We start from the raw sequence: 26573 nt of genomic DNA, 5'->3' as shown, positions 1-26573 counted from the left end.
AGCAAGCATGAGTTATTTTCGATACGAAAAGGGTCGTAAGAGTATGTGTAACAATCTAATTTCGCGAGTTGTTGCTTTGCAGTTTGCCTGCTGGTCTCGCTTCTTCACAATACGGCGTTACTTGAAAAAAGTATCGTTAACAGTTTATTCAACAAGTCGAGCGATCAACGCCAGGTCGGCGACACCGGTCACTGGAAGATTATGAGTATATTGATATTCTTTAACGAGTCGCAGTGAGGTTTGACCGAATATTCCATCCGCTTTAATGTCAATGCCGCGATCCGACAGTCCAAGCTGGAGAAGGCGCACATCCAGCCCGCGTTGCAGGGGTGATTGCAAAACTAGTGAACGTGTCCCAGGCTGCGGGCCATCGTAACAACCGCGTGGCGTAGCTGAAAGTGAATCGGTGGAAATTTCTTGACCGCGTACAACAAGCGGTAATGGTAGCCCCCAGTAATCCTGGTCAATCAGGCGCTGGAAGGCATCCATGCGGTAGACGGTAGCGCGTAAGTCGGCACGCGAACTGTTGGCCAGCCAGGCACGGCGGATGGCTATGTACGTGGTAATCCATTTATGCTCATTACAGCTAGTGTTATCACCAACCTGCTGTATGGTGCGGTTGCGCATTGATCTCCATGAGCCGTGTACAAAACTGTCGTATACCACCGCTACTCCAAGTGGGCTGGTGATATTTAAGCGCTTTGCAGTTCGAGCGGCAGGCTGCCAATATGCTTCGTCGAAAAAGGTATCCTGCGTATCACGCATTACGTTGTCGTCAGCGCTGGCACGTAGCAAGTTATGCAGCTTGGCTTCCTTGTCCAGCTTAAGGTCACGTGCCGCAAAGCGCGACAAATAGGGTGCTATACGAGAGCCGAAGCGGGCACCTGCGTTCGCACAGTAGCGTTGTAATAATTCATTCAGGTTACCTGAACCTAGTGTGGTCTGTGATCGGCCGAAGGTGAGGTGCCCTGTGTCACCAGCAATCAGTGTTACTTGGCCGTAATCACCTAACACCCTGCCAGTTTCGAAGATATTGACGAGAGATTCTGCGGTTTTCTTTTGGGTTGTAGTCAACATGATCATAACTCCTCAGTTTTTGGGTTGATCTTCAAATTTTTTGATAACCTGAAATTCACGCTGAGCATTTAGCCATCAAATGCTACATCTCCCTCATCCACCGCGTCTCCTACATTGATACCCTTGAAGTCAAACAACTTGCTGTCCATCAGGTGTGAGGATTTCACGTTCTGCATGGCGGTGAAGATGGATTGACTACGGCCGGGGTATTGGCGCTCCCACGCAGTTAACATTTCTTTGATATTCTGGCGTTGCAGGTTTTCTTGCGCACCGCACAGATTGCACGGGATGATGGGAAATTTCAGGGTGCGGGCAAAGCTGGCAATATCTTTCTCGGCGCAATAAGCCAGCGGACGAATCACCACGTGGTCGCCCTTATCGGTAACCAGCTTGGGTGGCATAGCCTTGAGTTTTCCGCCAAAGAAGATATTCAGGAACAGCGTCTCTATCATGTCGTCGCGGTGATGGCCTAATGCGATCTTGTTCGCACCCAGTTCTCCAGCCACGCGATAGATAATGCCGCGACGTAAACGCGAACACAGTGAGCAGGTGGTTTTGCCTTCTGGAACTTTCTCCTTGACGATGGAGTAGGTGTCCTGGGTTTCTACGCGATACTCTATGCCCAGAGATTTGAAATAGTCCGGCAGTATATGTGCCGGAAAGCCTGGTTGCTTCTGGTCCAGATTCATGGCGATCAGGCGAAAGTTTATCGGCGCACGTTTTTGCAGCGTCAGTAAAATTTCCAACAGCGTGTAAGAGTCCTTGCCACCAGACATGCACACCATGATGGTGTCGCCTTCCTCGATCATGTTGTAGTCACCGATAGCACGGCCAACTTGTTGCTCCAGTCGTCCGCGCAGGCGGTTAAAGTTGCTGGAGTGATGCTCAAAATGGATGGGTTGTGTAATGGCGTTCATATTGTCATTCAAAGGTTAATACTACGTCCGCCATCCACCGAAATAATTTGTCCGGTAATGTAGGGTGCATCATTTAATAAAAATTTCACGGTACGGGCAATGTCGTCGGGCTCGCCTTCACGCTTAAGTAAGGTGTGGGCGATGATCTTTCGACGTCGCTTTTCATCGCTCCATTCTTCACTTTCAGGCCACACAATAACGCCGGGGGCAATAGCATTGACGCGTACCTGTGGGGCCATTTCCTGCGCCAGCGCACGTGTGAGCGCCGCCAATCCGCCCTTTGCAATGCTATACAGCAGGTAGCCGTGCATTGGTCGTTCGGCATGGATGTCCACTATGTTGACAATGGCGCCGTGGTTGTGACGCAACTCCCTTGCTGCTGCTTGTGCGAGCATCAGCGGGGCTTTCAGGTTGGTACCAATGAGGTCGTTCCAGTTTTGATCGTTAACATCGCTCAGCGACGTAGGAAAAAAACTGGAGGCATTGTTAACCAGCGCATCCAACCGTCCAAAGTGACTGATGGTTTTTTCTACCAGCCGAGTTAGCGCTTGCAGGTCCAGCAGGTCGGCCTGTATTTGCAGCACAGAGTCGGGGCGCTCGTCTTGCAGCTCTGATTGCAACTCCAATGCATCCTGCGCAGAAGTACGGTAGTGCAGCGCGATATTCGCCCCCGCCGCGTGCAACTTGCGGCAGATCGCTGCCCCCACGCGTTTTGCGCCACCCGTCACTAATACCACTTTACCTTGCATGGTGCTCTCCACTAAACTTACGGCTTGTAATTTAACACATCCCCATCGCTCAATCATGCTCTCACTGCCGTTGCCATCCCCCGAAGCCCAAGCGCACAGCGATCAAGTTCGTGATTTGATTCATTACGACATCTTGCGGCAAGGCGGGTGGATTCCATTTTCGCGATTCATGGAGCTGGCGTTATATGCGCCGGGAATGGGCTATTACAGTGCCGGGGCACGTAAGTTCGGCGCAGCTGGAGATTTTGTTACCGCGCCGGAAATTTCTACGTTATTTGGTCGAACGTTGGCACGACAATTAGTTGAAATTATGGCGCAAAGCACGCCGCATATTATCGAACTCGGTGCAGGTAGTGGCAAGCTGGCTGTAGATATATTGAGCGAGCTGGAAAAGCAGAATAGTTTGCCCGAACGTTATGACATTCTGGAGGTAAGCGCTGATTTACGCGAACGGCAACAAGCATTGCTGCAAGCGCGCTTGCCACATTTAATTAACCGTGTGCATTGGCTGGATGCGCTTCCAGACAGCATTTCTGGCGTGCTGGTCGCCAACGAAGTGCTAGATGCTTTACCAGTGCATCTGGTGCGCTGGACGGATGCGAATATTGTTGAACGCGGTGTGGCGAGCGAGGGGGACAAGTTTGTGTGGCAGGAACGTCTGCCGGAAAATTCAATGCTGCGGGAGATTGCCCAACAGATCAAAGTGCCTGAAGACACTCTCAGTGATGTGTCGCTTGCCGCACGTGGCTTGGTCAAAAGTCTGAGCGAGCGCTTACAGCAAGGCGCACTCCTTTTTATTGATTATGGTTTTGGCGCGCGCGAGTTTTACCATCCGCAGCGCACTAAAGGCACACTCATGTGCCACTATCGTCATCATGCACATGACGATCCGTTTTTCATGCCCGGTTTGCAGGACATTACTGCGCATGTCGATTTCACCGCTGTAGCAGAAGCGGCCATTGATGCAGGATTACACCTCTATGGTTATACGACGCAAGCCTATTTTCTGATTAACAGCGGCATTACTGGATTATTGGCAGAAACGGATTCAGAGAATGTTCTCGAATATCTGCCACTTTCTGCAGAGTTGCAAAAACTGACTAGCCCTGCTGAAATGGGTGAGTTGTTTAAAATAATTGCGCTGGGCAATGGCGTGGATTTGCCTCTAAGTGGATTTGTGTCGGGTGATAAGTCACGTTTATTATAAATAAATCCAGGGAACCCTGGGTACAGTCGATTTGTTCGCTAGTAGCCTGCCGGACGTAGTCTCCTGTTTGAATTTTCGGAGTCACCTGTTTTATCACACACGCTGACTTTTGATTTGTACTGCCTCTAAAAATTTTTAAGGCACAAAATTATGAAACCTCACTACCTGTTGATTATCCTGTGTGCTGGTTCTGTCAGCTGGGCACAGGCGGCGGTATATAAAAAAATCGATGCTGATGGACATGTAACTTATTCCAGCTCACCTATAGAAGGCTCCAAAAAACTTGTTTTGGAGCCGCCGACTATTGTGCCGTCCCCTGTGGGAGTACCAAAAAAGGCTGCACTTTCTAATACTCTTAAGGTAGATCAGGCTACACAGAAAAACCGTGATAACTTGCGTCTCAAGATACTTGAAGAAGAATTGTCAACCGAACTCAAGCTGGTCGAAGAATCTCACCGGAACTTGAAAAACGAGAAAGAAAATTCAATAATTCTCAAGGGGCAAGACGGTAAAAACTATCAGAATTCGGCCAAATATGAGGACAAAATAAATGCTTTGCAGGGGAAGGTCATGCTACACGAGAAGAATGTCGAAGCGCTTAAGATTGAACTGGAAAAACTCAACTAATCAGAGTGTGCTTTTTCGGCCAACTTTATCAAAATTTGCCTAAGCACTACAAACGATAGGCCTGACAGCTTGTCGGGTTTAAGGATTCCTTGCTGAATTTTTAGACGATTTCATTTAAGTCCGACAAGCTGCTAGTTCAGCATAGCTGACATGTTATTCCTTGGTAGCAGGCTTTTTCGTAGCAGCAGGCTTTTTCGTAGCAGCAGGCTTTTTTGGTGTGGCGGATTTTTTCGTGGTGGCAGGTTTTTTTGCAGCAGCGGCCTTTTTCGGAGCATCGGTTTTTTTCGGAGCGGCTGGTTTTTTCGTAGCAGCAGGCTTTTTCTTGGCTGTGGCTTTCTTTTGAGACGGCCCTTTTGCCACACGTTCTGCCAGCAGTGTTAACCCTTCTTGCAATGTTATTTCTTCCGGGGATACGTCTTTAGGCAGCGTGGCGTTAACCTTCCCATGTCTTACGTATGGGCCATAGCGGCCATTACAGACCTCTACCTGCTTTTGATCATCAGGATGTACACCCAGTTCTCGTAACACAGTATTGGAAGTTCTTGCCTCTGCTAGCAAAGCTACCGCGCGGTCCAGCTGAATGGTGAAAACACTGTCTCCCTTGGGAATGGATTTAAATTTCCCATCATGGCCGACGTAAGGGCCGAAGCGTCCAATGTTGACGATAATTTTTTTACCGCTTTCAGGGTGGAGTCCCAACTCTTTGGGAAGTTGTAACAGTTCTGTGGCAGCGGCAAGATCTGCATTTTCTGGTGGTAATTCTTTTGGCCAGGAGATACGTTTAGGCTTTGTTTTGGAACCTGTCTCTACTTCACCAAGTTGTATGTAATAGCCATAAGGACCACGCAACAATAGCACCGGCAGACCACTGGCTGGATCGTTTCCCAGCTCCTTGCGCATTTCTCCCGGGTCGGCTTCACCTGTCAGGTTGCGAGTGTAATCGCACTCCGGGTAGGTTGTGCAGCCAATGAAGTTTCCACGTTTGCCAAGACGGGTCGCTAACGGCTTGCCACACTTGGGGCAGGCTTCGTCGATGAGTTCTTGTGTTACATCTTTACGCTCGATGTTTTTTTTATCTTGAATAAGCGCAGCGAAAGGGTGCCAAAAATCGTTCAATACCGGTATCCAGTCGCGCTTTCCATCTGAAACCTCATCCAGCTCATCTTCCATTTGCGCAGTAAATCCGTAATCAACATAGCGCGTAAAATGTTCGGTGAGGAAGCGGATAACAACTCGTCCGACATCGGTCGGTTTGAATCGTTTTTTGTCGAGCAATGCGTATTCACGAGCCTGGAGCGTGGAAATAATACTGGCGTAAGTTGAAGGACGCCCAATGCCATGCTCTTCTAAAGTTTTAACTAAGCTCGCTTCGGAAAATCGTGGTGGAGGCTGGGTAAAATGCTGCTCACCGTATAGCTTGTCAAGAGGAATAGTCTCTCCTTCTTCCAGAGGCGGTAATTTTTTGTTTTCTTCTTCTTCACTGTCATCCGTGCTTTCTTGATAGACAGCGATAAAGCCAGGAAATACCAGGGTTTGACCGTTGGCACGAAACAGGGTGTCATCCCCGCCGAGGCGGATATCAAGGCTGACTGTATCGAAACGCGCGGGGGCCATTTGACATGCGAGGGTACGCTTCCAGATCATTTCATAGAGCCGCGCTTGATCAATGGTGAGAAATTCCCGCATGCTATCCGGGGTACGCGCAATCGAGGTTGGCCGTATTGCTTCGTGAGCCTCCTGTGCATTTTTGGCTTTGCTTTTGTAGATGGGTGCAGTTTTAGGCAAATAGTCCGATGCAAAATGTGCAGTGATATAACCCCGTATTTCCTGCAAGGCTTCTTGTGCAAGGGTGACGGAATCGGTACGCATATAACTGATCAAGCCTACAGTTTGACCGCCTATGTCGATACCTTCATAAAGCTGTTGGGCGAAGCGCATAGTGCGGTCAGTAGACATGCCTAATTTGCGCGCTGCCTCCTGCTGTAGCGTGGAGGTGGTGAACGGAGCAGCGGCATAGCGCTGTTTGGCTTTCTTTTCCACGCGTACCACGCGCGGCGGTAATTTGGCTGCGCTAATGTTGTCAAAAATGTTGCGGTATGCTGTCTCACTGGGTATGCCGAGTTGCTCCAGCTTTTTTCCTTGGTATTGAAACAGCTTGGCAGTAAATGGTTGGTTGTTTTTCTGGCTGTCAAGATGGACAGTCCAATATTCCTGCGAGCGGAATGCCTCGATTTCTAATTCTCGTTCAACAATCAGGCGCAGCGCCGGACTTTGCACGCGTCCAGCAGAAAGCCCGGGGCGTATTTTGCGCCATAGCAGCGGCGAAAGGTTGAAACCCACCAGGTAATCCAGGGCACGTCGCGCTTGTTGCGCGTTAACCAAGGGAATGGAAATTTCACGCGGATGTGCAACGGCTTCGAGTACCGCAGACTGAGTGATTTCGTAGAATACGACTCGCTGCATGGATTTGTTTTTTAAGTTGCGCTTGCCTTTGAGCAGTTCAGCGACATGCCATGCAATGGCTTCTCCTTCTCGATCAGGGTCAGGTGCCAGATAGATGTTGTCAGCCTGAGCGGCAGCTTTTGCGATGGCGTCTACATGTTTGCTGTTGCGCGCAATAGTTTCATACTGCATGGCAAAATCATTTTCAGGATCGATCGCTCCCGATTTGGGTATCAGATCGCGCACGTGGCCATAGGTTGCTAGTATTTCAAAATCTTTACCCAGGTATTTTTTCAGGGTGACGGCCTTGGCCGGTGATTCAACGATTAGTAGATTGCTCGCCATGGTGAGTTTTTAGATTTTAATGTTTTAATGTAAGCGACTGGAATCGGCCGGAATAAGCAGATCTTCGACTATTAAAGGGTCCAAATCTTGACGTTGATTCCACAGCACCATGAGAACGATTAGTTTAATTTGATCCAAGGGCAAATTGTCACGGTTCAATGCAACCGCACGGTCTAGGATCATTTCTCGTTCTACGGGTGTGATTATCTTGTTTTGTTCCCAAAATGTCAGGAAACAACGTGTTTCAAAGCTAATGCGCTTGATTTCCAAATCGGCATAAAAGCGTCCATCGCTATCATTAATGGTGGATGGATAGTTTGCTTTATTCAATTGCTCGAGGCCAGACAGCCAAGTCAGCGCCCGGTGAATGTCCTCATCTTCAAATCCTGCAGCGGATAGCTTGCGGGATAGTTTGTCTGAATTGGGATAGCGGCCGGCATGAAAATAGCTTTCAAATAAATACATTAAAATGTCAAACATAATGTCCCAATAAAAAATTGATTAGTAGGTAAAGGTTAAACTTTGGAGCAAGGAATTATAAATAGCTACAGCTTTTTTCTCCTGTAGGGAAATGCTGCTTGACCTGAATAATTTCAATTTCAATTTATACGTTGATAAAGACCGCCTGGTAAAGTTGCGATGTTACCAGCCAGCTCCAGTTGTAACAGGATGGCGGATAGTGCACTAATCGTCAAGCCACTGCGCTGGCTTAAGCTGTCCATATCTACCGGATCGAAACCTAAATGTGTTAACAAAGGGTGTTCTTTGAGGACGCTAGAATGCAGGGGCGTGCTAGCGGAAAAATGCCCTAGTTCCTCTAGGATGTCTTGCGCGCACTCTACCAATTTAGCGCCCTGCTTGATCAAACGATGGCACCCTTTGGACTGTGGGGCGTGGATGGAGCCGGGAATGGCGAAGACATCGCGCCCTTGTTCCAAAGCCATACGGGCGGTAATCAGTGAGCCGCTTTGTAAAGAAGCTTCGACCACCAGACATCCTAAGCTAAGTCCGCTAATGATTCGATTGCGACGCGGAAAATTTGCCGCGAGTGGCGGAGTTCCTAATGAATACTCTGAGATTAACGCGCCTTCCTGCGCCAATTGGTGCGCCAGTTGGCGGTTGGCTGCGGGATAAACTTTGTCCAGCCCAGTGCCAACTATGCCGATGCTGGAGCCGCATTCATGCAACCCTCCGCGATGCGCTGCGGCGTCTATGCCATGAGCCATTCCACTGACAATGCACAATTCAGAAGCACTCGCTGCCCGCGCAAAAGCTTCCGCATTACTCAATCCTTGTGGGGTAGCGTTACGACTGCCAACTACGGCTAGCGCCGGATGGTTAAGCAATTCAAGCCGTCCTTTTACATACAACAGTAGTGGTGGATCGGAAATGTTAAACAGAGCCTTCGGATAATCACGGTCAGCCAATGTGACGATATGGTTGTGGGGATCAGTCAGCCAACTGGCAATGGGCGCAAATTTTTCTTCGTCCCAGCCTTGCGTGATGATTGCAGCAATGTTTGGCTTAACTATTTGTTGGAGAGTATGCGTTGGCGTGGCAAAGACTTGAGCGGGAGTGCCGAAAGCTTGTAGCAAACGGCGTGCGCCTTCATTACCTAAACCAGGTATCTGGTTCAGGGCAAGCCATGACGCAAGTTCAGCGTCCATAGTATAGGGAATCAGGGCGTCAGCGCGTTATCTAACAATTGCACTGGGAGTCGTGTGCGCATCACTAGCGCGTAGGCAACCTTGTCAAAAGAACGGAATACAAATAGCAGGCCGTATCGCACATCTGGCAGAGTAAGCGTTTCTCCATTTTCCTTGGTGACATCTCCCTTCCGATACAGCGCCAGTACATGGCCATTTTCAAGACCATCACGAAGCCCCTTATTGAGGGTTACGATGGAGTGCTGACCCGCTTGAGAAACACCAGCATAAATTGAGATGACGCGTGCTGCAATCTGGCTGTCTGGAGTACGGGGCACATAGCTTCCGGCAAACTCACTGGATGCTTGGATAAGTCGATCCCCTTTGTTAATGTCATTAAGCGCTTTAACGATCTTAAGCGTGCTGATATCAGCGAATTTTTCGACCTCTGCATCACCCAAGTAAACTGCCTCGTATCCCAGTACCTTGTTATTCTCTGGGTCTAGCAGTGTTTTGCCCGGACGATAAATTTGCCACAGCAACCCCTGGTCTTCTGATAGTCCTTTAACGTATGCGATATCTCCAGTGGCCAGAAGGACGCGTTTTTCGAGGGTGCCAACTATAGTTGGTGCGTTAGATAGCCCGTCTTCCTCGATTATTAGCGGCCTGCTGAGGAAAGGTTCGATGGCTCTGGCTGGAATGCTGGGGATTGCGTTGTGTTCACTGCTTTGCACATATACTCGGGGAGACAGTTTCACACTGTCAGATTGGCCTGCTTTGTTCTTTATAATTTTACCTAAGTGTAATGTACCGCTTGCACGATCCAAATGAACCACGTCACCAGGATAAATCCAGTGCGGATTTTTAATGGAATCTTTGTTTAAGCCCCAAATTTGCGGCCATTTCCATGGATCTTTGAAAAATTTGGCGGAGATGTCCCACAGCGTATCTCCTTTCACTACAATGTGACTATCCGGTGCGTTATCATGGATTTTAACCGTATCAGCGAAGGCGAAGGTGGGCAATAAACAGCAAATCAGCGATATAATAATCTTTTGCATGGAAACTCCATTTTGCGTGGAAACCCAGTTTTTAGAAACCAAGCTAAGGTCGGCTAGTATTGCACGATGTTTGAGTAATACGATTAAATTTTGCCCCTAGTTATTTAAATTAGCAAGCATTTATGGCGATTCTACAAATATTGCAATATCCCGATGAGCGGTTACATTCCGTCGCAGTACCAGTGCATGAAGTAACGGATTCCACCCGCAAGTTGGTCTCTGATATGGCCGAAACAATGTATTCTGCGCCGGGCGTGGGTCTGGCCGCGACTCAGGTAAATGTCCATCAACAGATTATTGTGATAGACATTTCTGAGACCCAGGATCAGTTGTTGGTGCTCGTTAATCCGGAAATTACGGCCAGTAGTGGTGAGAGCGTGTGCGAGGAGGGTTGTTTGTCGGTTCCAGGGATATACGAAAAAATACGCCGCGCTGAACAAGTCACCGTGCGTGCGCTAAATACGCACGGTGAATCTTTCACGCTTGAAGCGGCCGGGTTGCTGGCGATCTGCATTCAACATGAGATGGATCATCTTAAAGGTAAGGTGTTTGTGGAGTATCTTTCGCCGCTCAAGCAATCTCGTCTCCGCTCCAAGCTTAAGAAGCGCCGTCGTGAAACGATGTAAGCACTTCAGAAATGTGCTTTTCTCAAGCTAAGGTGTCGTGGCTTGGTTGCCACGACACCTTAGCTTGAACAAAAGTCATCATAAAAATTTAAAGGTGTCCTGATAATCAACTCTTCCCTAAAGATCATTTTTGCCGGTACTCCAGAATTTGCCGCCACCGCACTAGAGGCGCTGATGGTGCAACAATTTACTGTAGTCGCGGTATTGACTCAGCCCGACAGGCCTGCTGGTCGTGGCATGCGACTCACAGCAAGTCCTGTCAAGCAGCTTGCCGTAGCGCATAGCTTGCCCGTTTTACAGCCTACGTCATTAAAATCTGTCGATGTGCAACAAGAACTTGCCAATTATGCGGCGGATGTAATAGTGGTTGCGGCTTATGGGCTAATATTGCCATCAGCACTATTACAGGTGCCACGCTACGGATGTATTAATATCCATGCTTCTCTATTGCCGCGCTGGCGTGGTGCGGCACCTATTCAACGTGCCATTCTGGCAGGTGACGACAAAACCGGTATCACTATTATGCAGATGGATGCAGGACTAGATACTGGCGATATGTTGCTTACAAAGTCTTGTTCGATCACTGCGCATGACACCTCGCAAACATTGCATGACAAATTAGAGAAATTAGGAGCTGAAGCTGTCGTCGACGCTCTGCGCTTGCTGGAGCAAGGACAAATAAAGCCTTTGCCGCAGAATGAGACCGAAGCAACTTATGCTGCCAAATTAAGCAAGTCAGAAGCGTTAATTGACTGGTCAGAAAGTGCTGCACAAATCATGCGTGCGGTGCATGCCTATAACCCTTTTCCTGTTGCACATACAGTTCTTAATGGGGTACCTGTAAAAATCTGGCAGGCCAGCGTGCGTGACGGGATTGAAGGTGAAGCGGGAGCTGTGCTGGCTATAGAAAAAAACGGCATTATTGTGGCATGTGGCCACGGGGCATTATGCCTTGAGGTATTGCAGCGTCAGAATGCTAAGGCATTACCTGCGATGCAGTTTATGCAGGGATTTTCTGTGCGTCCTGGCGACCGTTGTTCTTTATCTCTCTGACATGCATATCGCACAACGGGGTGCCAGCCAAGTCGTCTGCCAAGTGTTGGCCGGACGCAATCTGAGTCAGACATTGAGTGCGGCTTTGCAAGCTACGCCTGGGCAAACCAGGCCTGAATTGACGCCACAACAACGTGGTACGCTACAGGATCTGAGCTACGGCACGCTACGATTTTACGGTCAGTTAGCGCGCGTGCTGGATCAACTGTTGCATAAGCCGGTGCAGGATGCACAATTACGTTGCCTGTTATTGGTGGCTTTATATCAACTGCAGCATACCAAAGCTGCGTCCCACGCGGTGGTCAATCATGCCGTGCGCGCGGTTCGAAAATGCAATGCTGCAGCTGGAGGACTGACCAATGCGGTGTTGCGTAATTTTTTGCGCAACCGCGAGGCGTTACTTGCAGCCGCGGCGATCAGCGAGGAAGGCCGTTATGCCTATCCGCAATGGTGGATATCAGCAGTCCAAGCACAATATGGAAGAAATTCGGAGGCTATTTTGCTAGCGGGTAACCAGCATCCGCCCATGACACTGCGTGTGAATTGTCGACGCAACAGTGCAGCAGATTATTTGGCATTACTTGCGCAACATGACATAGAGGCCAGTCTGATCGAGCCAAATGCTGTGCTGTTGAGAAATCCTCTCCCGGTAAATAAATTGCCAGGGTTTTTCGACGGCCTGGTATCAGTGCAAGATGCGGGTGCGCAATACGCAGCAAGCTTGTTAGACGTGCAAGACGGCATGCGTGTGCTTGATGCGTGCGCTGCACCGGGCGGAAAGACTACACATCTACTGGAGCTAGCGCAGCTCGACCTGCTAGCTGTGGATAAAAATTCGCAACGGTTGGAGCTGGTAAGTGAAAATCTGCAACGTTTGCAATTGCATGCGCGTTTGCAAAGCGGTGATGCGGCTCAACCTGATAGCTGGTGGGATGGCGAACCATTCCATCGAATTTTGGCCGATGTACCATGCTCTGCCTCCGGTGTGGTGCGGCGACATCCCGATATAAAGTGGTTGCGTCGTCCGGGTGATATTAATGGGTTCGCGCAACAGCAGTTGCATATTCTTTGCGCGTTGTGGCAGTTGCTGGAAAAAAATGGAAAGTTACTATATGTCACCTGTTCCATTTTCGAGCGAGAAAATCAACAGGTCATTAATGAATTTTTAAATAAACATGATGATGGCAAACAATTGCCACTGCTTGTACCCAATTTAAATGAAGGTCAACTATTTCCCGATGACCAACGCGATGGTTTCTATTATGCATTACTTCAAAAACGGGCATAACCTGGCTCGTTTGCTGGCTGTGCTGCTGGCATTATGGCTAAGTGTTTCGGTTGCCTTTGCCGAAGGAATTTCAGTGCGTAAAACTGAGGTGCGGTTTTCTGACGGCAATTACCAGATTTCGGCTGATTTCGACGTTAGTCTGAACTTTATTGTAGATCAAGCGCTGACTCTTGGCGTGCCTCTGTATTTCATTACCGAGTTCACTCTGATTCGTCCGCGTTGGTACTGGTTTGACGAAGTTATTGCGACAAACGAACAAACTGCCAAGTTATCTTACAATAAATTGACACGCCAATACCGTATCAAGCGTGGCTCGCTGTTTCAGAATTTTTCTAGCTTGGGCGACGCGCTTCGTATTATTAGTCATCAGTCTGCTGCACCTATTGATGCAGAGCTATTATCCCAAAAGGTGGACTACATTGCTGCCATACGAATGCATCTGGATGTAACTCAATTACCCAAACCGCTGCAAGTTAATGCATTGGCCAATCAGGATTGGGATTTTGATTCCAATTGGTACCGCTGGATAGTGCGCCCTGTCGCACCTGCTGAAGTCCGCGAAAGTGAGTAGGCAGTGAAGTATTTGATTTTTGGCAGTGCACTGCTTGGCGGTTTTCTGCTTTATCTACTGTCAAGCGCCAGCGCAAATACGGATCTGTTTTCACGTAACTATTACGTACTGCTGACTTTGGCTGGAGTTTTGGCATCGAGCCTGACCGTGCTGGTTTGCTATCAATTATGGCAGTTACGCGGCAAGCTCAAGACACAAGTATTTGGTGCAAAGCTCACCCTGCGTTTGACGCTATTTTTTATTTTGATTGCGATTCTGCCCGGTTTGCTGGTATATGCTGTCTCGGTACAGTTTCTTGATAAGAGCATCGAATCGTGGTTCGATCTTCGGGTAGAAAAAGCGTTAGAAGGCGGTTTAAATCTGGGCCGAAATGCGCTGGAAGCGGACCTGAATGAGTTGAGCAAGCAAGGTCAGTCCGCTGCCCTGTTTCTTTCAAAGCAATCTCCAGCCCAATACAAAAAAATGTTGTCCCAGCTAATAGGCAACGGTACTGCTCAGGATGTTGCATTATTTAACGAAAGCGGAAAATTACTAACTTTTGCCAGTAGTAGTCACAAGCAACCTCCAGATGCGCCGAGCGCTGAAATGCTAAGTGAAGCAGGCCAGCAGGGACTACATAGCATTGTTGATACATTGCCTGATAACAGCTTGATATTGCGTGTGCTGGTGATGGTTATGCCACAGCAGTTGACGACTGGGACGCTTATCCTGCAACTAACACAGCCTGTGGCCAAGAAGCTTGCAGCTGATGCAGAAATGGTACGGGCGGTTTATCGCGATTACCAGGAGTTGTCACTGTCTCGTTTGGGATTGAAGCGCTTGTTCGGTATCACGCTGACGATTTCGCTGTTGATCGTGTTGTTAAGCGCAGTGTCAGCTGCTTTTTTTATCAGTGACCGCCTAAGTGCGCCGCTCGCAGCGTTGGCTGAAGGAACACGGGCGGTAGCGCAGGGCGATTTTTCGCGACAGCATCCAATTAAAAGTGGTGATGAGTTGGGAGCTTTGACTGGGCTATTCAACCAGATGACGTTACAACTGGCCGATGCTAAAGCTACGAGTGAGCAGCAACAACGCCAAGCGGAAGATGCTAAAGCTTACTTGGAAAGCATGCTGGCACACCTGTCGTCTGGCGTTTTAGTGGTGGATGAGCAATTCAGGCTGCGTTCAGTTAACAGTAGTGCTGCACAGATACTTGGGTTGTCGCTCCTGCATATGCAGGATGTGCCCTTGGCGGAAATCTCTGTGCGGCATCCTTTACTGCGATCCTTTTCTGATGCGGTCATGCAGGCCTTTAATGAAGTGGCGAGCGGGGAATGGCAACGTCAAATTGAGCGCCTTAGCAAGAATGGAGATCAGATATTGTTAATGCGCGGCACTCGGTTATCTACAGCGACGGACAATAGCTACGTAGTAGTGTTCGACGACATTACCTATTTGCTTCAAGCGGAACGCCAGGCCGCGTGGGGCGAAGTAGCCCGTCGTTTGGCGCACGAAATCAAGAACCCGCTTACACCCATACAGCTGTCTGCGGAGCGCCTTCAGCACAAATTGAGTGCCAAGCTGGATGGTGGCGACGCACAACTATTGCAGCGAGCCACGCAGACTATCGTGAGTCAGGTGGCGGCAATGAAAAATATGGTAACGGAATTTGCCGATTATGCCCGGAGGCCTGCTCCCAAGCTGGTGGTGCTGGACATGCACCAGCTACTGCGCGAAGTGCTCGGATTGTATGAAGCTAATAGCAACCCAATTGCCTTGCGTTTGAATGCGGTGCAAACTCGTGTAAAGGGGGATGCGACACGCTTGCGACAAGTGATTCATAATTTGTTGCAGAATTCATGTGATGCTTTGCAAAACGTGACTGAACGGGAAATTATCCTGAGCACAGAAGATGAAGGCGGCGCATTAAAGCTGTGTGTGCAAGATAATGGCAGCGGTTTTCCTGAACATATGCTAGTACGCGCTTTCGAACCTTACCGGACGACTAAGCCCAAAGGTACTGGACTAGGTTTGGCAATCGTGAAAAAAATTGTGGAAGAGCACGGTGGCAACATTGTTATTGAAAATGTAGCAACTGGTGGAACGCGAGTAAGTGTTACCTTGCCCTTATTGATAGAGGTCGCGTAAAAATGGCAACTAAAGAAATTCTAGTGGTAGACGATGAGGTTGGAATACGCGAGTTGCTCTCTGAAATCTTGTTTGACGAAGGTTATCATGTGCATCTGGCTGAAAATGCAATTGAGGCGCGCGATTTCCGCAACCGGCAGGTACCGGATTTAGTGTTGCTGGATATATGGATGCCAAATACTGATGGTGTCAGCTTGCTTAAAGAGTGGGTGGGGCAGAATTTGTTGACTATGCCAGTGATCATGATGTCAGGGCATGGCACCATAGAAACAGCACTTGAGGCGACGCGGATTGGTGCGGTGGATTTCCTTGAAAAACCAATTGCGTTAAAGAAATTGCTTGATGCTGTTGCCAAGGCAATCATGCAGGGTGCAACACCAAATATTCGGCAGAAAGCTACATCGGCAGATTTAATTGACGGGGAAAGCGTGGCGACTATTTTGGAGGCTGCGGCGCAATTTTCGTTGCCACTCGATTTACCATTACGCGAAGCACGTGATCATTTTGATAGTCTTTATTTCAATTATCATATGCATAAAGAGAACGGGAATATGACCCGTGTAGCGAAGAACGTTGGTTTGGAACGCACCCATTTGTATCGTAAATTAAAACAGCTCGACGTTAAGTTTGCCAAGAAGGATTTGGGCGATGATTAGCAATTACAAAAGGAAAGGCCAGGTTGGTGCAGGGCAGAAAAAATATTAAGTATATAGCTTGAGATATATAAGCGATATTTATTCTAATGCTTGGTTGTTGTGTCTTTTAGATACTGCGCAAATACGCTGTATGACGGCGGGGTCTGGCTCTTGAAATTCACCTTGTTGATAGGCAATTACTGTCAGGTGCGGAAAAAAAACGTCTAATAACTCATTAGAACGCAGCAAAAAATCTGGGTTTTTTGGTCGCCCAAAGCGCTCATTACCATCCATGAAAGTTTCATAAATCAGCACCCCACCAGCATGCAGTGATTCGATCAGCTTCGGTAATAATGGGCGATGCAGATAACGACTAACAACTATGCCATCAAAATGATGGCCAGAATACGGCCAAGTATCATTCTCTAAGTCTGTTGCCATGGTTGATACATTAGCTAGTTGTTGTAGCTCGGCAAGAGCTGTTTCATTACGATCTACTGCATGTACTTGCCAGTGGTTGGCCGCAAGCCAACGAGTATGTCGTCCGCTGCCACACGCTAAATCGAGAACCTGCCCGCCTGTACGAATCCATTGAGCATGACGGCAAATCCATGGCGATGGAATACCATCGTGATGTAATGGAGCAGTGTCTCCGTCAAATGTTGTCATCTTTAGTAGTGTTAGCTCTGCAAAGGGCTTCAATTGTATGGTTAAGGTCAACTTGGCTACGAAAAATATATAGTGACAGTAAATAAGGCCAGCATTTTGCTGGGCCAGTTTGCTTAGCAAGGACCGTACTGATGATTAGTTAAAGATATCATAATATGAAAGATGCCAAGTGTTTCTAAAAGTGTTAATTCCTGCAATAATCTGAAGCTAGTAATAATGTTTGTTAAATTGAGGCTGCATAACTATGACGCAAGATAAGTTAAAACTCGCGGTGGCACAAGCCGCAATAGCATATGTCCCAGCGAATTGCATCGTGGGGGTGGGCACCGGCTCGACAGCTAATTTTTTTATAGATGAGCTGGCAAAGATCAAGAAAAAAATATGCGGTGCGGTGGCTAGCTCCGAGGCTTCAGCGGAGCGATTAAAAGAGCATGGTATCGAAGTGGTTGCGCTGAATGATGTGGGTAGCTTGCCTGTATATATAGATGGGGCAGACGAGATCACGCGTCACCTACATATGATTAAGGGCGGTGGCGGTGCATTAACGCGCGAAAAAATAATAGCCGCCGCGAGCAAAAAATTTATTTGTTTATGTGATTCCAGCAAACTAGTAGATGTACTTGGAAACTTCCCCTTGCCGCTGGAGGTGATTCCCATGGCTACTAGCTATGTGGCACGCCAGATGGTGCTGTTGGGTGGACAGCCCAAATTGCGTGAGGATTTTGTTACTGACAATGGCAACCGTATTCTGGATGTATCTGGCCTAAAAATATTGAACCCGGTGGAGCTGGAAACTACGTTAAATAATATTGTCGGCGTGGTCAGCAATGGCCTGTTTGCACATCGTGGAGCAGACGTACTGTTGCTGGGGACTGCAAGCGGGGTGCAGGCCCTTACCGCTGAATTGTAACAATGTTGTCACAATAAGCGAGTAGTATCCGCAACTCTTATCTATTTATAAGGACCTGAATTATGGCCTCTACTGAACATACCTCTAAGCAATTTGATGCCGAGCTGGAAGCGGTGCGTGCACGAGTATTGCAAATGGGTGGATTGGTAGAGAGTCAAATTCGGCTCGCTATTGAAGCACTGGTTAGTGGCGATGTGCCGCTGATGAACCGCATTATCAAGGATGATCATCGCGTTAACGCGTTGGAGATGGAAATCGACGAGAGCTGTAACCATATTATTGCTCGCCGCCAACCTGCCGCAGGTGACTTGCGCATGGTGATGACGGTAATTAAGACTATCACTGATCTCGAACGTATCGGCGATGAAGCGGAAAAAATAGCACGCATGGGAAAGCTGCTGTCGCAGAGGAAAAGTCTCATCCTGCCACGTTATACTGAGATCCAGCGTGCCGCAGAAATGGCTCTGGACATGCTACGCAAATCGTTGGACGCCTTTGCTCGCCTTGATCTTGCCTATGCGGCTCAAGTAGTACGTCAGGATGAGTTGGTTGATGAGGAATTCCGCACCATTATGCGCTACCTCATTACCTTCATGATGGAAGATCCGCGCACCATCTCCACTGCGCTGGAAATTTTATTTGTCGCCAAGGCTATTGAGCGCATCGGGGATCATGCCAAAAATATGTCTGAATATGTAATTTACATGGTCAAAGGCAAGGACGTGCGCCATGTCACTGTGGAAGAAATTGAACGCGAAGTTTTAGAGTGATTTGCCTGGCTGCGTTTACGTCCTATCATTATGTTTGCGTAAACCGTTGGTAATGTTTCAGTTATGGGTGAAACATTAATGGATAGAGAGATTCTGTCACCTAGTTCAAGAATCCATGCTCACAATGGTTACTTCGATTTTATAGGTGCTACCGTTAAAGATGTTAGCGTGGGTTACACCTTCGCCAATTTTAATGATCTGGAATTTCTTCAGGCCCAGGCTGATCAAGTCATCTGTAAGTGATCCAGCCCCGCCATCAAGTCGAGATCCTTGGCGTTTTGACCTTTCAGCTTGAAACTCAGGCGCAGATCGTTGACTGAATCGGCATTCTTTAGTGCTTCTTCGTAGCTGATCTGGTTGGCTTCATGCAGATCGAACAGCGCTTGATCGAAAGTCTGCATCCCCAGCTCGCGCGATTTGGACATCACCCCCTTAATTGCAAGCACCTCTCCCTTAAAGATCAAATCAGAGATGAGCGGTGAGTTAAGCATAATTTCCATAGCGACCGAGCGGCCTATTCCATCAACACGGGGGATTAAGCGCTGCGAAATAAGCGCCTTGATATTAAGAGATAAATCCATCATCAACTGCTCGCGACGCTCTTCGGGGAAGAAGTTGATGATGCGATCCAGCGCCTGATTCGCACTATTAGCGTGCATGGTAGCCATACACAGGTGGCCAGTCTCGGCAAATGTTACAGCATATTCCATGGTTTCACGGTCGCGAATCTCACCGATGAAAATAACATCGGGTGCTTGGCGCAATGTATTTTTCAGTGCGACTTCCCAAGAATCGGTGTCAACTCCAACCTCGCGGTGAGTGATGAGACAGTTGATGTGTTCATGCACAAACTCAACCGGATCTTCGATGGTAATGATATGACCGTAAGTATTCTGGTTACGATAACCAAGCATGGCTGCCAATGTTGTGGATTTACCGCTGCCAGTGCCTCCAACAAGAATGACCAGTCCGCGCTTGGTCATTACCACATCTTTTAGCACTTCTGGCATCCCCATTTGCGTAAGATCGGGAATCTTGGTGGTGATGGTGCGCAACACCATGCCTATACGCTGCTGCTGCATAAACACATTAACGCGGAAACGGCCAATGCCGGCTGGACTGATAGCGAAATTACATTCGTGTGAGGCTTCGAATTCAGCGGCCTGGCGATCGTTCATGATGCTGTTTGCTAGTTCCATAGTGTGTTGCGGTGTCAACAACTGTTGTGAAACGGGGGTCATCTTGCCATCCACTTTTAGTGCGGGCGGGAATCCGGCGGTGATAAACAGGTCAGATGCCTTCTGGGTTATCATCCCTCGCAACAGATTGTGCATTAGCTCGTAAGCCTGATCTCTTTCCATGAATAACTCCTGATTAGCCGACAATTGCATCCTTGTTAGTCGCTTTGGTGCGAGCTTCTACAGAAGATACAATGTTGCGCTTGACCAGATCTTGCAAGCATTGGTCCAGCGTTTGCATTCCAAGAGCGCCGCCAGTCTGGATGGAAGAATACATCTGTGGCACCTTGGCTTCGCGAATCAAATTACGGATGGCTGGAGTGCAAATCATAATTTCATGGGCTGCTACACGTCCCGTACCGTCTTTTGTTTTAAGCAATGTTTGTGAAATGACAGCACGCAGTGATTCTGACAGCATGGCCCGCACCATTTCCTTTTCATCAGCGGGGAAGACGTCAATGATGCGGTCGATAGTTTTAGCCGCAGAGCTGGTATGCAATGTTCCGAACACCAAATGACCAGTTTCAGCGGCAGACATGGCCAGACGTATGGTTTCCAAATCGCGCATTTCACCTACAAGAATAATGTCTGGATCTTCGCGCAATGCGCTACGTAAAGCATTTTGGAATGAAGAAGTATGCGCGCCAACTTCTCGTTGGTTGACCAAACACTTTTTGCTTTCATGCACAAATTCAATCGGATCCTCCACAGTCAGGATGTGCCCCAATTCATGTTCGTTGCGATGATTAACCATTGCTGCCAATGTGGTTGACTTACCTGATCCAGTTGGGCCCGTCACTAACACCATGCCCCGCGGATAATCGGCAATTGACTCCAGAATTTTTGGAGCTTTTAAATCTTCCAGGGTCAATATCTTGGATGGAATGGTACGCAACACCGCACCCGCACCGCGCTGGTGGACAAAGGCATTTACGCGGAAACGTGCAAGCCCTGGGATCTCAAAAGAAAAATCAATTTCTTTATTCTCTTCATAAATTTTGCGCTGCCCATCGTTCATGATGTCATATACCATGGCATGCACTTCCGTGTGCGGCATCGCCGGCAAGTTGATTTTCCGTATATCGCCATGCACGCGAATCATCGGTGGCAGCCCAGCAGACAGGTGCAAATCGGAAGCCTTGTTTTTGACACCAAAAGCAAGCAGTTCGGTAATGTCCATATATAATCCTAGTTAATTCGCAGAATTGAACTATCGCATGAAAATTAAGTTAGGGGAGCGATTTAAATATGCTTCTACCGTACCCGTACGTTGATGCCTACCAGATAAGACGCTGTGTAGTCTCCACAAATTAAAGAAGTATTCTATGTTGACGACCAGTTAATTATGACCGCGATCACTTCTAACTTGCAAGCTGTCAATCACGTTATTGCGCAGGCTGCGCACATTGCTCATCGGCGCCAGGAAAGCATTGAGTTGTTGGCGGTGAGCAAAGGATTTTCCGCAGCTGCAGTATGCGAAGCATACCAAGCTGGGCAACGCGCTTTCGGAGAAAGTTACATCCAGGAGGCCTTGGACAAAATCGAGCTGCTACGTGACTTGCCGTTACAGTGGCATTTCATCGGGCCGGTACAAAGTAATAAAACGCGGGCTATTGCAACTCATTTCGCATGGGTGCACAGCGTTGACAGGTTGAAAATCGCTGAGCGCCTGTCAACACAGCGGCCTACCAGTTTGCCACCACTAAATGTATGTATACAAGTCAATGTGAGCGGAGAAGGCAGTAAAAGCGGTGTGGCACCTGATGGATTGGTGGAGCTGGCGCAGGCTGTGTCATCTTTGCCGCAACTGAAGTTATGTGGACTGATGGCTATTCCTGCGCCCGCTGAAGGATTAGAAGCCCAACGTATACCATTTTTTAAGCTGCGCGCGCTTATGGAGCAGATCAATATGCAAGGATTGGCACTGGATACGCTATCGATGGGAATGTCGCATGATTTGAGTGCGGCAATACTGGAAGGGGCTACTATCGTGCGTGTCGGAACGGCAATCTTTGGCGAAAGAAATTACGGAGAAAATCAATGAAAGTTTGTTTTATCGGAGGCGGCAACATGGCGACCGCACTCATTGGCGGTTTGCTTAAAAAGAACTTTGTTGCTGCGCAGATAAGCGTAGTAGAAATCAATGTCAGCCATCATGCGAAATTAATCAATGAATTTGGGGTGCAAGCGGTAGCCGAACTGGGAGCAGGAGTGGCGGGTAGTGATGTAATTATATTAGCGGTAAAGCCGCAGCAGTTGCATGGGGTCGCAATCAGTCTGGCGCCATTGTTGACTGGGCAATTGTTGATCTCGATTGCGGCCGGTATTCGCGCCGCTGATCTGGCGCATTGGTTGCGTTCGCAAAACGTTGTGCGCGCCATGCCCAATACGCCTGCCTTAATTCAGAGCGGAGTTTCTGGCTTATATGCACTACCTGCGGTAGGCCATGTGCAGCGCGACATAGCGCAAACTATACTCGCTGCGGTGGGCAGTACGATATGGCTAAAAGACGAAGAAATGATGGATGCGGTTACTGCGGTGTCAGGCAGCGGTCCCGCCTATGTCTTTTATTTCATCGAGGCGTTGCAACAGGCAGCCAGCGAACTTGGTTTCGATGCAGAAACGGCGCGTCACTTGGCAATCAATACTTTCAGCGGTGCAGTTAAGCTTGCTGGTGCCAGTAGCGATGATGCGAGTGTGTTGCGAACACGCGTTACTTCCAAAAACGGTACTACTGAGCGTGCGCTGCTCAGCATGGAATCCAATTTAGTCAAGCAACATATTGTTACGGCAGTGCAGGCTGCTGCCCAGCGAGCCAAAGAAATGGGCGATGAGTTGGGGAGTGCGCCTTGCTGAGTGAAGCGCTACAATTTTTGCTTGATACTATACTGCAGCCGTTCGCTGTCATATTGCTACTGCGCTTCCACTTGCAATGGTTGCGCGCGCCGATGCGCAATCCACTTGGTGCATTCATTATGACGCTTACCAATTTCCTGGTACTGCGAGCGCGCCGGATTATCCCTGCTGCCTGGAGTTTTGATGTCGCAGCCTTGCTGCTGGCTTTCGTAGCGGAAGCGATTTATCTCGCTGCTACGTTCTGGTTACAAGCTTTACCTATGGACTTCTCCATATTCGGATTGCTTATATGGACTGTAGTCAAGCTGCTCAAGCTCAGCGTATACTTGCTAATGGCGGCTCTGTTTATTCAAGCAATATTATCGTGGTTTAAACCACATTCACCGATGGCAAGCATGTTGGCCGCAGTGACACAACCTTTTCTTCTACCCCTGCAACAGCGTATTCCGCCCGTCGGCAATATTGATTTAACCTTGCTACTATTGCTCATAGTGTGCCAGCTTATCCTCATCGTACCGATACGTTGGTTGGAGGGTTTGGCCTTGAGTCTGTTTTGAACGTGTGGTATCACCTCGAAAAAAATAATATTAAGCTGGTATTACATGTTCAGCCAGGTGCCAAACGCACTGAGGTGATCGGTTTGCATGATGATGCACTGAAGATTCGCCTAGCCGTCCCGCCCGTTGAGGGGCGTGCCAATGAAGCGCTGCTACGCTTCATTGCTGGCAGATTTAATGTTCCACGACGAAATGTCGAGCTAAAGCAAGGGGCACTGTCACGCCATAAAGTAGTGTTGGTAAATTGCAGCACAGTGGACCCGGAGAGTTTGCTTGACACTAAAAAACTTATCCAAAACAAAATAAAATAAAAGGTGTTGAGCCCGCTTTTAATATAAGCCTCGGGGTGCCTTTAAAAACAAGTTTCTAAGCAAGACAAGACGCGAGGAAAATTATTTTGATGTATATTGTTGATATATATGCAATAATTTTTCAGGGTGGCGCCGTATTGTGATAAAACTTGGATTTTAAGAGATGCCCCTTGGTGTTTAGGAAACCAATGCCGTATCGTTATATGCCTCAAGTGAAACCGGCCAGACAAATTTTTCATCGGATAAAATTGAGATGCACGCAGTACATACGGTCATATTTTTTTATGTGTTTTTGGATGTCGCCAGATCAAGTAGCAATTAACATAGCCACTGACGGTAGTTTTTAGAATTCAAAAGTGACAGTGTAATCAATCATGGACGAATAAACCCCGAAATCTTTATAGACTGCAAGAGCAGCTTTTAAATCGGCAATAATTTCTGGTTTTTTTTCTTCTAATTCTTCAGGTAGATTCATCATAACCAGCCGCCAATTCGCCCAACCTCTGGTACCCAGTAGTTTCCCATTAGTTATCCGAAGCCGGACAAATATCAATGTTCCTTTCCAGTAAAAAGTGAAGTCGTGCTGGTTTTTGAATTCTTCTTCGCCTGACATGATCCATCGAAGGTAAATGTCATTCTCACGATCAATCGTCCAATCAGGTCGCACATTCGATTTGCCATAACACTGGTTAATTTCCTCTAATCCGTATTTCTTAATATCCTCCTCTGGGACGTGCTCATTCACAAATGCCATGGTTCTGTTCTCCTGTTCGTGTTGTGGTGTAGGTTGAATTATTTATTGATACATATTAATCGTTTATATAGTACCTCTTCGACTGTTGAATCATGATCTTGAGCATTGTAAGTGCTGTAGCAGCCCTCGTAAAACTATGCCCCTGATAATATCATTCAACAGTATGGATATATGTTCCTACATGGTCAATTGCAATATGTGATCGATAGATTTTTTTAAAAATTTAAAGCTATGCAGGTTTAAGTCCGTCAATCATAACCCCTTGAGCCATGCGTGTTGCCAAGCCAGTTTAGTAATCGAGTTACTTTGCATGTGAATTTCTCATTAACGCACTACATATAGGTTAAAGCGATGCAGCCATTTGAATCAGGTGTTCTTGGGTGTACCGTAACTGCTCGCCTCTTGACGTATGCTCAAGGATTGAAGCATCGTCTGTGCATAATTGATCTACTTGTCTTTGTGGTGCAATCGTATCAATGGCATGTGGACGAAGGAATTGAAGGTGCGTTTACAATGACGTCAGTAGTAACGATTGCCAATCGCAGCTATTATTCCAGCAACACAGCTTCGCTCCGTCGCAATGCGGGCAAGCTAGGCAACAGCCACATTTTGCTCAAGCTGCTTCACGCCTTCATCGTTCGTTATTTTGCTTTCAGTTGCTTGCCCACGAATATCCCGCTGACTATGACCCATACGATAAAACGCACCTACCTATGTTTTGAGCTTGGCAGTTTCAAAATGTGTGCTCTGTGACCACAATGTATGCAGCTCCGACACTCAATTCAAACAGTAATAGCGGTATGGCCTTAACAATCGAGGTATAGAATGGCTGCTTTATCAACGGAGGACAGGGCTTTGGATTTGATTTTATGGCGGCATGCGGATGCTGAGGATGGTGTGCCGGACTGCTCACGCAAACTTACAGCAAAAGGCGATAAACAGGCCCAACAGATGGGGCGATGGCTAAAACATCATCTTCCCGAGGGTGTGCGCATTCTGGTTAGTCCAGCAAAGCGAGCACAGCAGACGGTAAGTGCCTTGGGTCTGGCGTTCGAAACCACAAGAGAGGTAGGAACGGAGGCGTCGATTGAGTCGGTCATGGCTGCAGCAGGCTGGCCAAATACCAATGGTGTAGTGCTTGTGGTTGGTCACCAGCCTACCTTGGGGCGCATTGCAGCTACATTGTTGGGAGCTCCCGAGGCTGGCTGGAGTGTCAAAAAAGGCTGCGTATGGTGGTTTAGCGCTCGTTTGCACGGTGATAAATTACAAACCGCACTGCGCACGGTCGTGTCGCCGGAATTTCTTTAGGTCTGTAAATAAATTACGATGTCTGTAATGCCCTCTGCTATTTCTGTTTCGCCGAGGTGGATTTGTGTTGAATCAGGTCAGAAGGTTCTCAGTTGATCAGGTATTGAATTGCACTAGTAGGTGTCCTTCACTGTCAGCTTGGCGGTGCACGTCCCAGTCATGACGCACTTAGAATCAGTGCTTATACATATCAATCCTGCCTGTTGATAAACGCGCTAAACAAATATTTTTGTTTTTTGTATCCTATTTTCCCCATGACTGGATGGGTGTCAGGTGATTCAAAGCTCGTTGTGAGATAGGGCGGTTATAGAAATTAAAAAAGATTGGCAATGTTGTCTTCAGCGCAGTGACTGAAGCAAAACAGGTTGGCTTTACCGCGCCAGGTGTGCAAAAAATTGAGTGGTTGCGGGTGATAAAAACGATCTTGATCGTTTTTATGCCCTTCCCTCTTGATCACTGTGACAACAGTGATGTTGTACAAGGAATCCAATGCTGTGACATTTGAAAGTTAAGTAATGATTTCGGACCGCGTTCTAGAGGGGGGCAGGCGAATGGATATTCTTGACTCAAAGTTTCAAATCTCTCTGCATTAATCAATATGATCCCGCATTAAATGAAGGGCTCTAATAGAGTTACAAGGGACGGAACACATACGCAACGCGAATTCGGGAGGCATTTTATTTGCCAGAAAGGAGTAAATATCTACATTGTGTAAGTTATAGAGAAACAAAATGCTTGACCGTCGACATTTGCTCTGTATAATGCGCCCCTCGCTGTTACGGCAGCCCGTTCTTTAAAAGTTTACAGACAACCGACGAGTGTGGGTACA

Annotated in this window: 27 protein-coding genes and 1 pseudogene; 17 read left to right on the top strand and 11 right to left on the bottom strand. The window is 47.9% G+C overall.

Going from position 1 to position 26573, the window contains the following annotated elements; genetic code table 11:
* Positions 1-144: 144 nt before the first annotated feature.
* The 3 genes from MJ770_RS04705 to MJ770_RS04695 form a co-directional block, all read right to left on the bottom strand.
* Positions 145-1077, bottom strand: coding sequence for a chitosanase (locus MJ770_RS04705; protein WP_239250447.1), 933 nt, complete (start codon positions 1075-1077; stop codon positions 145-147).
* A gap of 68 nt (positions 1078-1145) precedes the next feature.
* Positions 1146-1994: a tRNA 2-thiocytidine(32) synthetase TtcA gene (ttcA, locus tag MJ770_RS04700; RefSeq protein WP_239250446.1), complete on the bottom strand. Its 849-nt coding sequence runs from the start codon at positions 1992-1994 to the stop codon at positions 1146-1148.
* An 8-nt stretch (positions 1995-2002) separates the two neighbouring features.
* Positions 2003-2743, bottom strand: coding sequence for a pteridine reductase (locus tag MJ770_RS04695; protein ID WP_239250480.1), 741 nt, complete (start codon positions 2741-2743; stop codon positions 2003-2005).
* Positions 2744-2798: 55 nt separating this feature from the next.
* Here MJ770_RS04695 and MJ770_RS04690 point away from each other — a divergent pair, with 55 nt between their 5' ends.
* Both MJ770_RS04690 and MJ770_RS04685 read left to right on the top strand, forming a co-directional pair.
* On the top strand, positions 2799-3950 hold the full coding sequence (locus MJ770_RS04690) for a class I SAM-dependent methyltransferase (protein ID WP_239250445.1): 1152 nt from the start codon (positions 2799-2801) through the stop codon (positions 3948-3950).
* A gap of 150 nt (positions 3951-4100) precedes the next feature.
* Positions 4101-4577 (top strand): DUF4124 domain-containing protein, encoded by a 477-nt coding sequence (locus MJ770_RS04685; RefSeq protein WP_239250444.1) that lies wholly within the window; start codon positions 4101-4103, stop codon positions 4575-4577.
* A 153-nt stretch (positions 4578-4730) separates the two neighbouring features.
* Here MJ770_RS04685 and topA read toward each other — a convergent pair whose 3' ends face one another.
* The 4 genes from topA to MJ770_RS04665 form a co-directional block, all read right to left on the bottom strand.
* Complete coding sequence (topA, locus tag MJ770_RS04680; RefSeq protein WP_239250443.1) at positions 4731-7364, bottom strand: type I DNA topoisomerase; 2634 nt, start codon at positions 7362-7364, stop codon at positions 4731-4733.
* A 24-nt stretch (positions 7365-7388) separates the two neighbouring features.
* On the bottom strand, positions 7389-7844 hold the full coding sequence (locus MJ770_RS04675) for a DUF494 family protein (RefSeq protein ID WP_239250442.1): 456 nt from the start codon (positions 7842-7844) through the stop codon (positions 7389-7391).
* Between the two features lie 119 nt (positions 7845-7963).
* Complete coding sequence (gene dprA / locus MJ770_RS04670) at positions 7964-9031, bottom strand: DNA-processing protein DprA (protein WP_239250441.1); 1068 nt, start codon at positions 9029-9031, stop codon at positions 7964-7966.
* Between the two features lie 11 nt (positions 9032-9042).
* Positions 9043-10071, bottom strand: coding sequence for a LysM peptidoglycan-binding domain-containing protein (locus tag MJ770_RS04665; protein ID WP_239250440.1), 1029 nt, complete (start codon positions 10069-10071; stop codon positions 9043-9045).
* 122 nt (positions 10072-10193) lie between these two features.
* Between MJ770_RS04665 and def the strand changes: the two genes are divergently transcribed.
* From def to MJ770_RS15570, 7 genes and pseudogenes are all read left to right on the top strand, one after another.
* The gene (gene def, locus MJ770_RS04660) at positions 10194-10697 is read left to right on the top strand and encodes a peptide deformylase (protein ID WP_239250439.1); all 504 of its coding nucleotides are present in this window, start codon (positions 10194-10196) and stop codon (positions 10695-10697) included.
* 105 nt (positions 10698-10802) lie between these two features.
* Positions 10803-11750: a methionyl-tRNA formyltransferase gene (gene fmt / locus MJ770_RS04655; RefSeq protein ID WP_256448795.1), complete on the top strand. Its 948-nt coding sequence runs from the start codon at positions 10803-10805 to the stop codon at positions 11748-11750.
* A 1-nt stretch (position 11751) separates the two neighbouring features.
* The gene (rsmB, locus tag MJ770_RS04650) at positions 11752-13038 is read left to right on the top strand and encodes a 16S rRNA (cytosine(967)-C(5))-methyltransferase RsmB (protein ID WP_239250437.1); all 1287 of its coding nucleotides are present in this window, start codon (positions 11752-11754) and stop codon (positions 13036-13038) included.
* Positions 13013-13609 (top strand): DUF4390 domain-containing protein, encoded by a 597-nt coding sequence (locus tag MJ770_RS04645; RefSeq protein WP_239250436.1) that lies wholly within the window; start codon positions 13013-13015, stop codon positions 13607-13609. The genes rsmB and MJ770_RS04645 overlap by 26 nt, the downstream gene beginning before the upstream one ends.
* A gap of 3 nt (positions 13610-13612) precedes the next feature.
* Positions 13613-15736 (top strand): sensor histidine kinase, encoded by a 2124-nt coding sequence (locus tag MJ770_RS04640; RefSeq protein ID WP_239250435.1) that lies wholly within the window; start codon positions 13613-13615, stop codon positions 15734-15736.
* Positions 15737-15738: 2 nt separating this feature from the next.
* Positions 15739-16140, top strand: a pseudogene (locus tag MJ770_RS15575) (response regulator); the annotation flags it as partial.
* Between the two features lie 126 nt (positions 16141-16266).
* Positions 16267-16392: a helix-turn-helix domain-containing protein gene (locus tag MJ770_RS15570; RefSeq protein WP_445083125.1), complete on the top strand. Its 126-nt coding sequence runs from the start codon at positions 16267-16269 to the stop codon at positions 16390-16392.
* Positions 16393-16470: 78 nt separating this feature from the next.
* On the opposite strand, the gene MJ770_RS04630 is transcribed toward MJ770_RS15570, so the two are convergent.
* Positions 16471-17040 (bottom strand): class I SAM-dependent methyltransferase, encoded by a 570-nt coding sequence (locus tag MJ770_RS04630; RefSeq protein WP_239250433.1) that lies wholly within the window; start codon positions 17038-17040, stop codon positions 16471-16473.
* 244 nt (positions 17041-17284) lie between these two features.
* Here MJ770_RS04630 and rpiA point away from each other — a divergent pair, with 244 nt between their 5' ends.
* Both rpiA and phoU read left to right on the top strand, forming a co-directional pair.
* Positions 17285-17950 carry a ribose-5-phosphate isomerase RpiA gene (gene rpiA / locus MJ770_RS04625; protein WP_239250432.1) on the top strand — a complete coding sequence of 222 codons (666 nt, stop codon included), beginning with the start codon at positions 17285-17287 and terminating at the stop codon, positions 17948-17950.
* 62 nt (positions 17951-18012) lie between these two features.
* Positions 18013-18720: a phosphate signaling complex protein PhoU gene (phoU, locus tag MJ770_RS04620; protein WP_239250431.1), complete on the top strand. Its 708-nt coding sequence runs from the start codon at positions 18013-18015 to the stop codon at positions 18718-18720.
* Between the two features lie 224 nt (positions 18721-18944).
* On the opposite strand, the gene MJ770_RS04615 is transcribed toward phoU, so the two are convergent.
* Both MJ770_RS04615 and MJ770_RS04610 read right to left on the bottom strand, forming a co-directional pair.
* A complete protein-coding gene (locus MJ770_RS04615) occupies positions 18945-20081 on the bottom strand; it encodes a PilT/PilU family type 4a pilus ATPase (RefSeq protein ID WP_239250430.1) in 1137 nt (378 codons plus the stop codon).
* Between the two features lie 13 nt (positions 20082-20094).
* Entirely contained in the window at positions 20095-21138 is a 1044-nt protein-coding gene (locus tag MJ770_RS04610; RefSeq protein WP_239250429.1) for a type IV pilus twitching motility protein PilT, read from the bottom strand.
* Positions 21139-21303: 165 nt separating this feature from the next.
* On the opposite strand from MJ770_RS04610, the gene MJ770_RS04605 reads away from it, so the two are divergent.
* From MJ770_RS04605 to MJ770_RS04590, 4 genes are read left to right on the top strand one after another with little or no spacing between them, the layout of a single operon-like run.
* A complete protein-coding gene (locus MJ770_RS04605; RefSeq protein WP_239250428.1) occupies positions 21304-22002 on the top strand; it encodes a YggS family pyridoxal phosphate-dependent enzyme in 699 nt (232 codons plus the stop codon).
* Positions 21999-22814: a pyrroline-5-carboxylate reductase gene (gene proC, locus MJ770_RS04600; RefSeq protein ID WP_239250427.1), complete on the top strand. Its 816-nt coding sequence runs from the start codon at positions 21999-22001 to the stop codon at positions 22812-22814. Before MJ770_RS04605 ends, proC begins: the two co-directional genes overlap by 4 nt.
* Positions 22808-23371, top strand: a complete 564-nt coding sequence (locus MJ770_RS04595; protein WP_239250426.1) for a YggT family protein — start codon at positions 22808-22810, stop codon at positions 23369-23371. Before proC ends, MJ770_RS04595 begins: the two co-directional genes overlap by 7 nt.
* Positions 23368-23682, top strand: coding sequence for a DUF167 domain-containing protein (locus MJ770_RS04590; protein ID WP_239250425.1), 315 nt, complete (start codon positions 23368-23370; stop codon positions 23680-23682). The genes MJ770_RS04595 and MJ770_RS04590 overlap by 4 nt, the downstream gene beginning before the upstream one ends.
* Positions 23683-24025: 343 nt before the next feature.
* Here the strand turns inward: MJ770_RS04590 and MJ770_RS04585 are convergent, their stop codons facing one another.
* Complete coding sequence (locus tag MJ770_RS04585; RefSeq protein ID WP_239250424.1) at positions 24026-24436, bottom strand: hypothetical protein; 411 nt, start codon at positions 24434-24436, stop codon at positions 24026-24028.
* Between the two features lie 351 nt (positions 24437-24787).
* Here MJ770_RS04585 and MJ770_RS04580 point away from each other — a divergent pair, with 351 nt between their 5' ends.
* Together MJ770_RS04580 and MJ770_RS04575 are read left to right on the top strand one after the other, a co-directional pair.
* The gene (locus MJ770_RS04580; protein ID WP_239250423.1) at positions 24788-25189 is read left to right on the top strand and encodes a hypothetical protein; all 402 of its coding nucleotides are present in this window, start codon (positions 24788-24790) and stop codon (positions 25187-25189) included.
* A 72-nt stretch (positions 25190-25261) separates the two neighbouring features.
* Positions 25262-25744, top strand: coding sequence for a SixA phosphatase family protein (locus tag MJ770_RS04575; protein ID WP_445083123.1), 483 nt, complete (start codon positions 25262-25264; stop codon positions 25742-25744).
* Positions 25745-26573 lie beyond the last annotated feature (829 nt).

The organism is Candidatus Nitrotoga sp. M5 (assembly GCF_927904885.1).
Taxonomy (GTDB): domain Bacteria; phylum Pseudomonadota; class Gammaproteobacteria; order Burkholderiales; family Gallionellaceae; genus Nitrotoga.
The sequence above is the reverse complement of the archived record's forward strand: the minus strand, read 5'-3'. Positions and strand labels throughout refer to the sequence as shown.

Excerpts from the sequence above, each read along its gene's own strand:
- rsmB (WP_239250437.1), top strand. The coding sequence starts at position 11,752 with ATGCATATCGCACAACGGGGTGCCAGCCAAGTCGTCTGCCAAGTGTTG.
- MJ770_RS04575 (WP_445083123.1), top strand. The coding sequence starts at position 25,262 with ATGGCTGCTTTATCAACGGAGGACAGGGCTTTGGATTTGATTTTATGG.
- MJ770_RS04695 (WP_239250480.1), bottom strand. The coding sequence starts at position 2,743 with ATGCAAGGTAAAGTGGTATTAGTGACGGGTGGCGCAAAACGCGTGGGG.
- dprA (WP_239250441.1), bottom strand. The coding sequence starts at position 9,031 with ATGGACGCTGAACTTGCGTCATGGCTTGCCCTGAACCAGATACCTGGT.
- MJ770_RS04585 (WP_239250424.1), bottom strand. The coding sequence starts at position 24,436 with ATGGCATTTGTGAATGAGCACGTCCCAGAGGAGGATATTAAGAAATAC.
- MJ770_RS04675 (WP_239250442.1), bottom strand. The coding sequence starts at position 7,844 with ATGTTTGACATTTTAATGTATTTATTTGAAAGCTATTTTCATGCCGGC.
- MJ770_RS04605 (WP_239250428.1), top strand. The coding sequence starts at position 21,304 with ATGACCGCGATCACTTCTAACTTGCAAGCTGTCAATCACGTTATTGCG.
- topA (WP_239250443.1), bottom strand. The coding sequence starts at position 7,364 with ATGGCGAGCAATCTACTAATCGTTGAATCACCGGCCAAGGCCGTCACC.
- MJ770_RS04630 (WP_239250433.1), bottom strand. The coding sequence starts at position 17,040 with ATGACAACATTTGACGGAGACACTGCTCCATTACATCACGATGGTATT.
- MJ770_RS04645 (WP_239250436.1), top strand. The coding sequence starts at position 13,013 with ATGCATTACTTCAAAAACGGGCATAACCTGGCTCGTTTGCTGGCTGTG.
- MJ770_RS04665 (WP_239250440.1), bottom strand. The coding sequence starts at position 10,071 with ATGCAAAAGATTATTATATCGCTGATTTGCTGTTTATTGCCCACCTTC.
- phoU (WP_239250431.1), top strand. The coding sequence starts at position 18,013 with ATGGCCTCTACTGAACATACCTCTAAGCAATTTGATGCCGAGCTGGAA.
- def (WP_239250439.1), top strand. The coding sequence starts at position 10,194 with ATGGCGATTCTACAAATATTGCAATATCCCGATGAGCGGTTACATTCC.
- rpiA (WP_239250432.1), top strand. The coding sequence starts at position 17,285 with ATGACGCAAGATAAGTTAAAACTCGCGGTGGCACAAGCCGCAATAGCA.
- MJ770_RS04610 (WP_239250429.1), bottom strand. The coding sequence starts at position 21,138 with ATGGACATTACCGAACTGCTTGCTTTTGGTGTCAAAAACAAGGCTTCC.
- MJ770_RS04690 (WP_239250445.1), top strand. The coding sequence starts at position 2,799 with ATGCTCTCACTGCCGTTGCCATCCCCCGAAGCCCAAGCGCACAGCGAT.
- MJ770_RS04705 (WP_239250447.1), bottom strand. The coding sequence starts at position 1,077 with ATGTTGACTACAACCCAAAAGAAAACCGCAGAATCTCTCGTCAATATC.
- MJ770_RS04580 (WP_239250423.1), top strand. The coding sequence starts at position 24,788 with ATGCAGCCATTTGAATCAGGTGTTCTTGGGTGTACCGTAACTGCTCGC.
- proC (WP_239250427.1), top strand. The coding sequence starts at position 21,999 with ATGAAAGTTTGTTTTATCGGAGGCGGCAACATGGCGACCGCACTCATT.
- MJ770_RS04615 (WP_239250430.1), bottom strand. The coding sequence starts at position 20,081 with ATGGAAAGAGATCAGGCTTACGAGCTAATGCACAATCTGTTGCGAGGG.
- MJ770_RS15570 (WP_445083125.1), top strand. The coding sequence starts at position 16,267 with ATGCATAAAGAGAACGGGAATATGACCCGTGTAGCGAAGAACGTTGGT.
- ttcA (WP_239250446.1), bottom strand. The coding sequence starts at position 1,994 with ATGAACGCCATTACACAACCCATCCATTTTGAGCATCACTCCAGCAAC.
- MJ770_RS04685 (WP_239250444.1), top strand. The coding sequence starts at position 4,101 with ATGAAACCTCACTACCTGTTGATTATCCTGTGTGCTGGTTCTGTCAGC.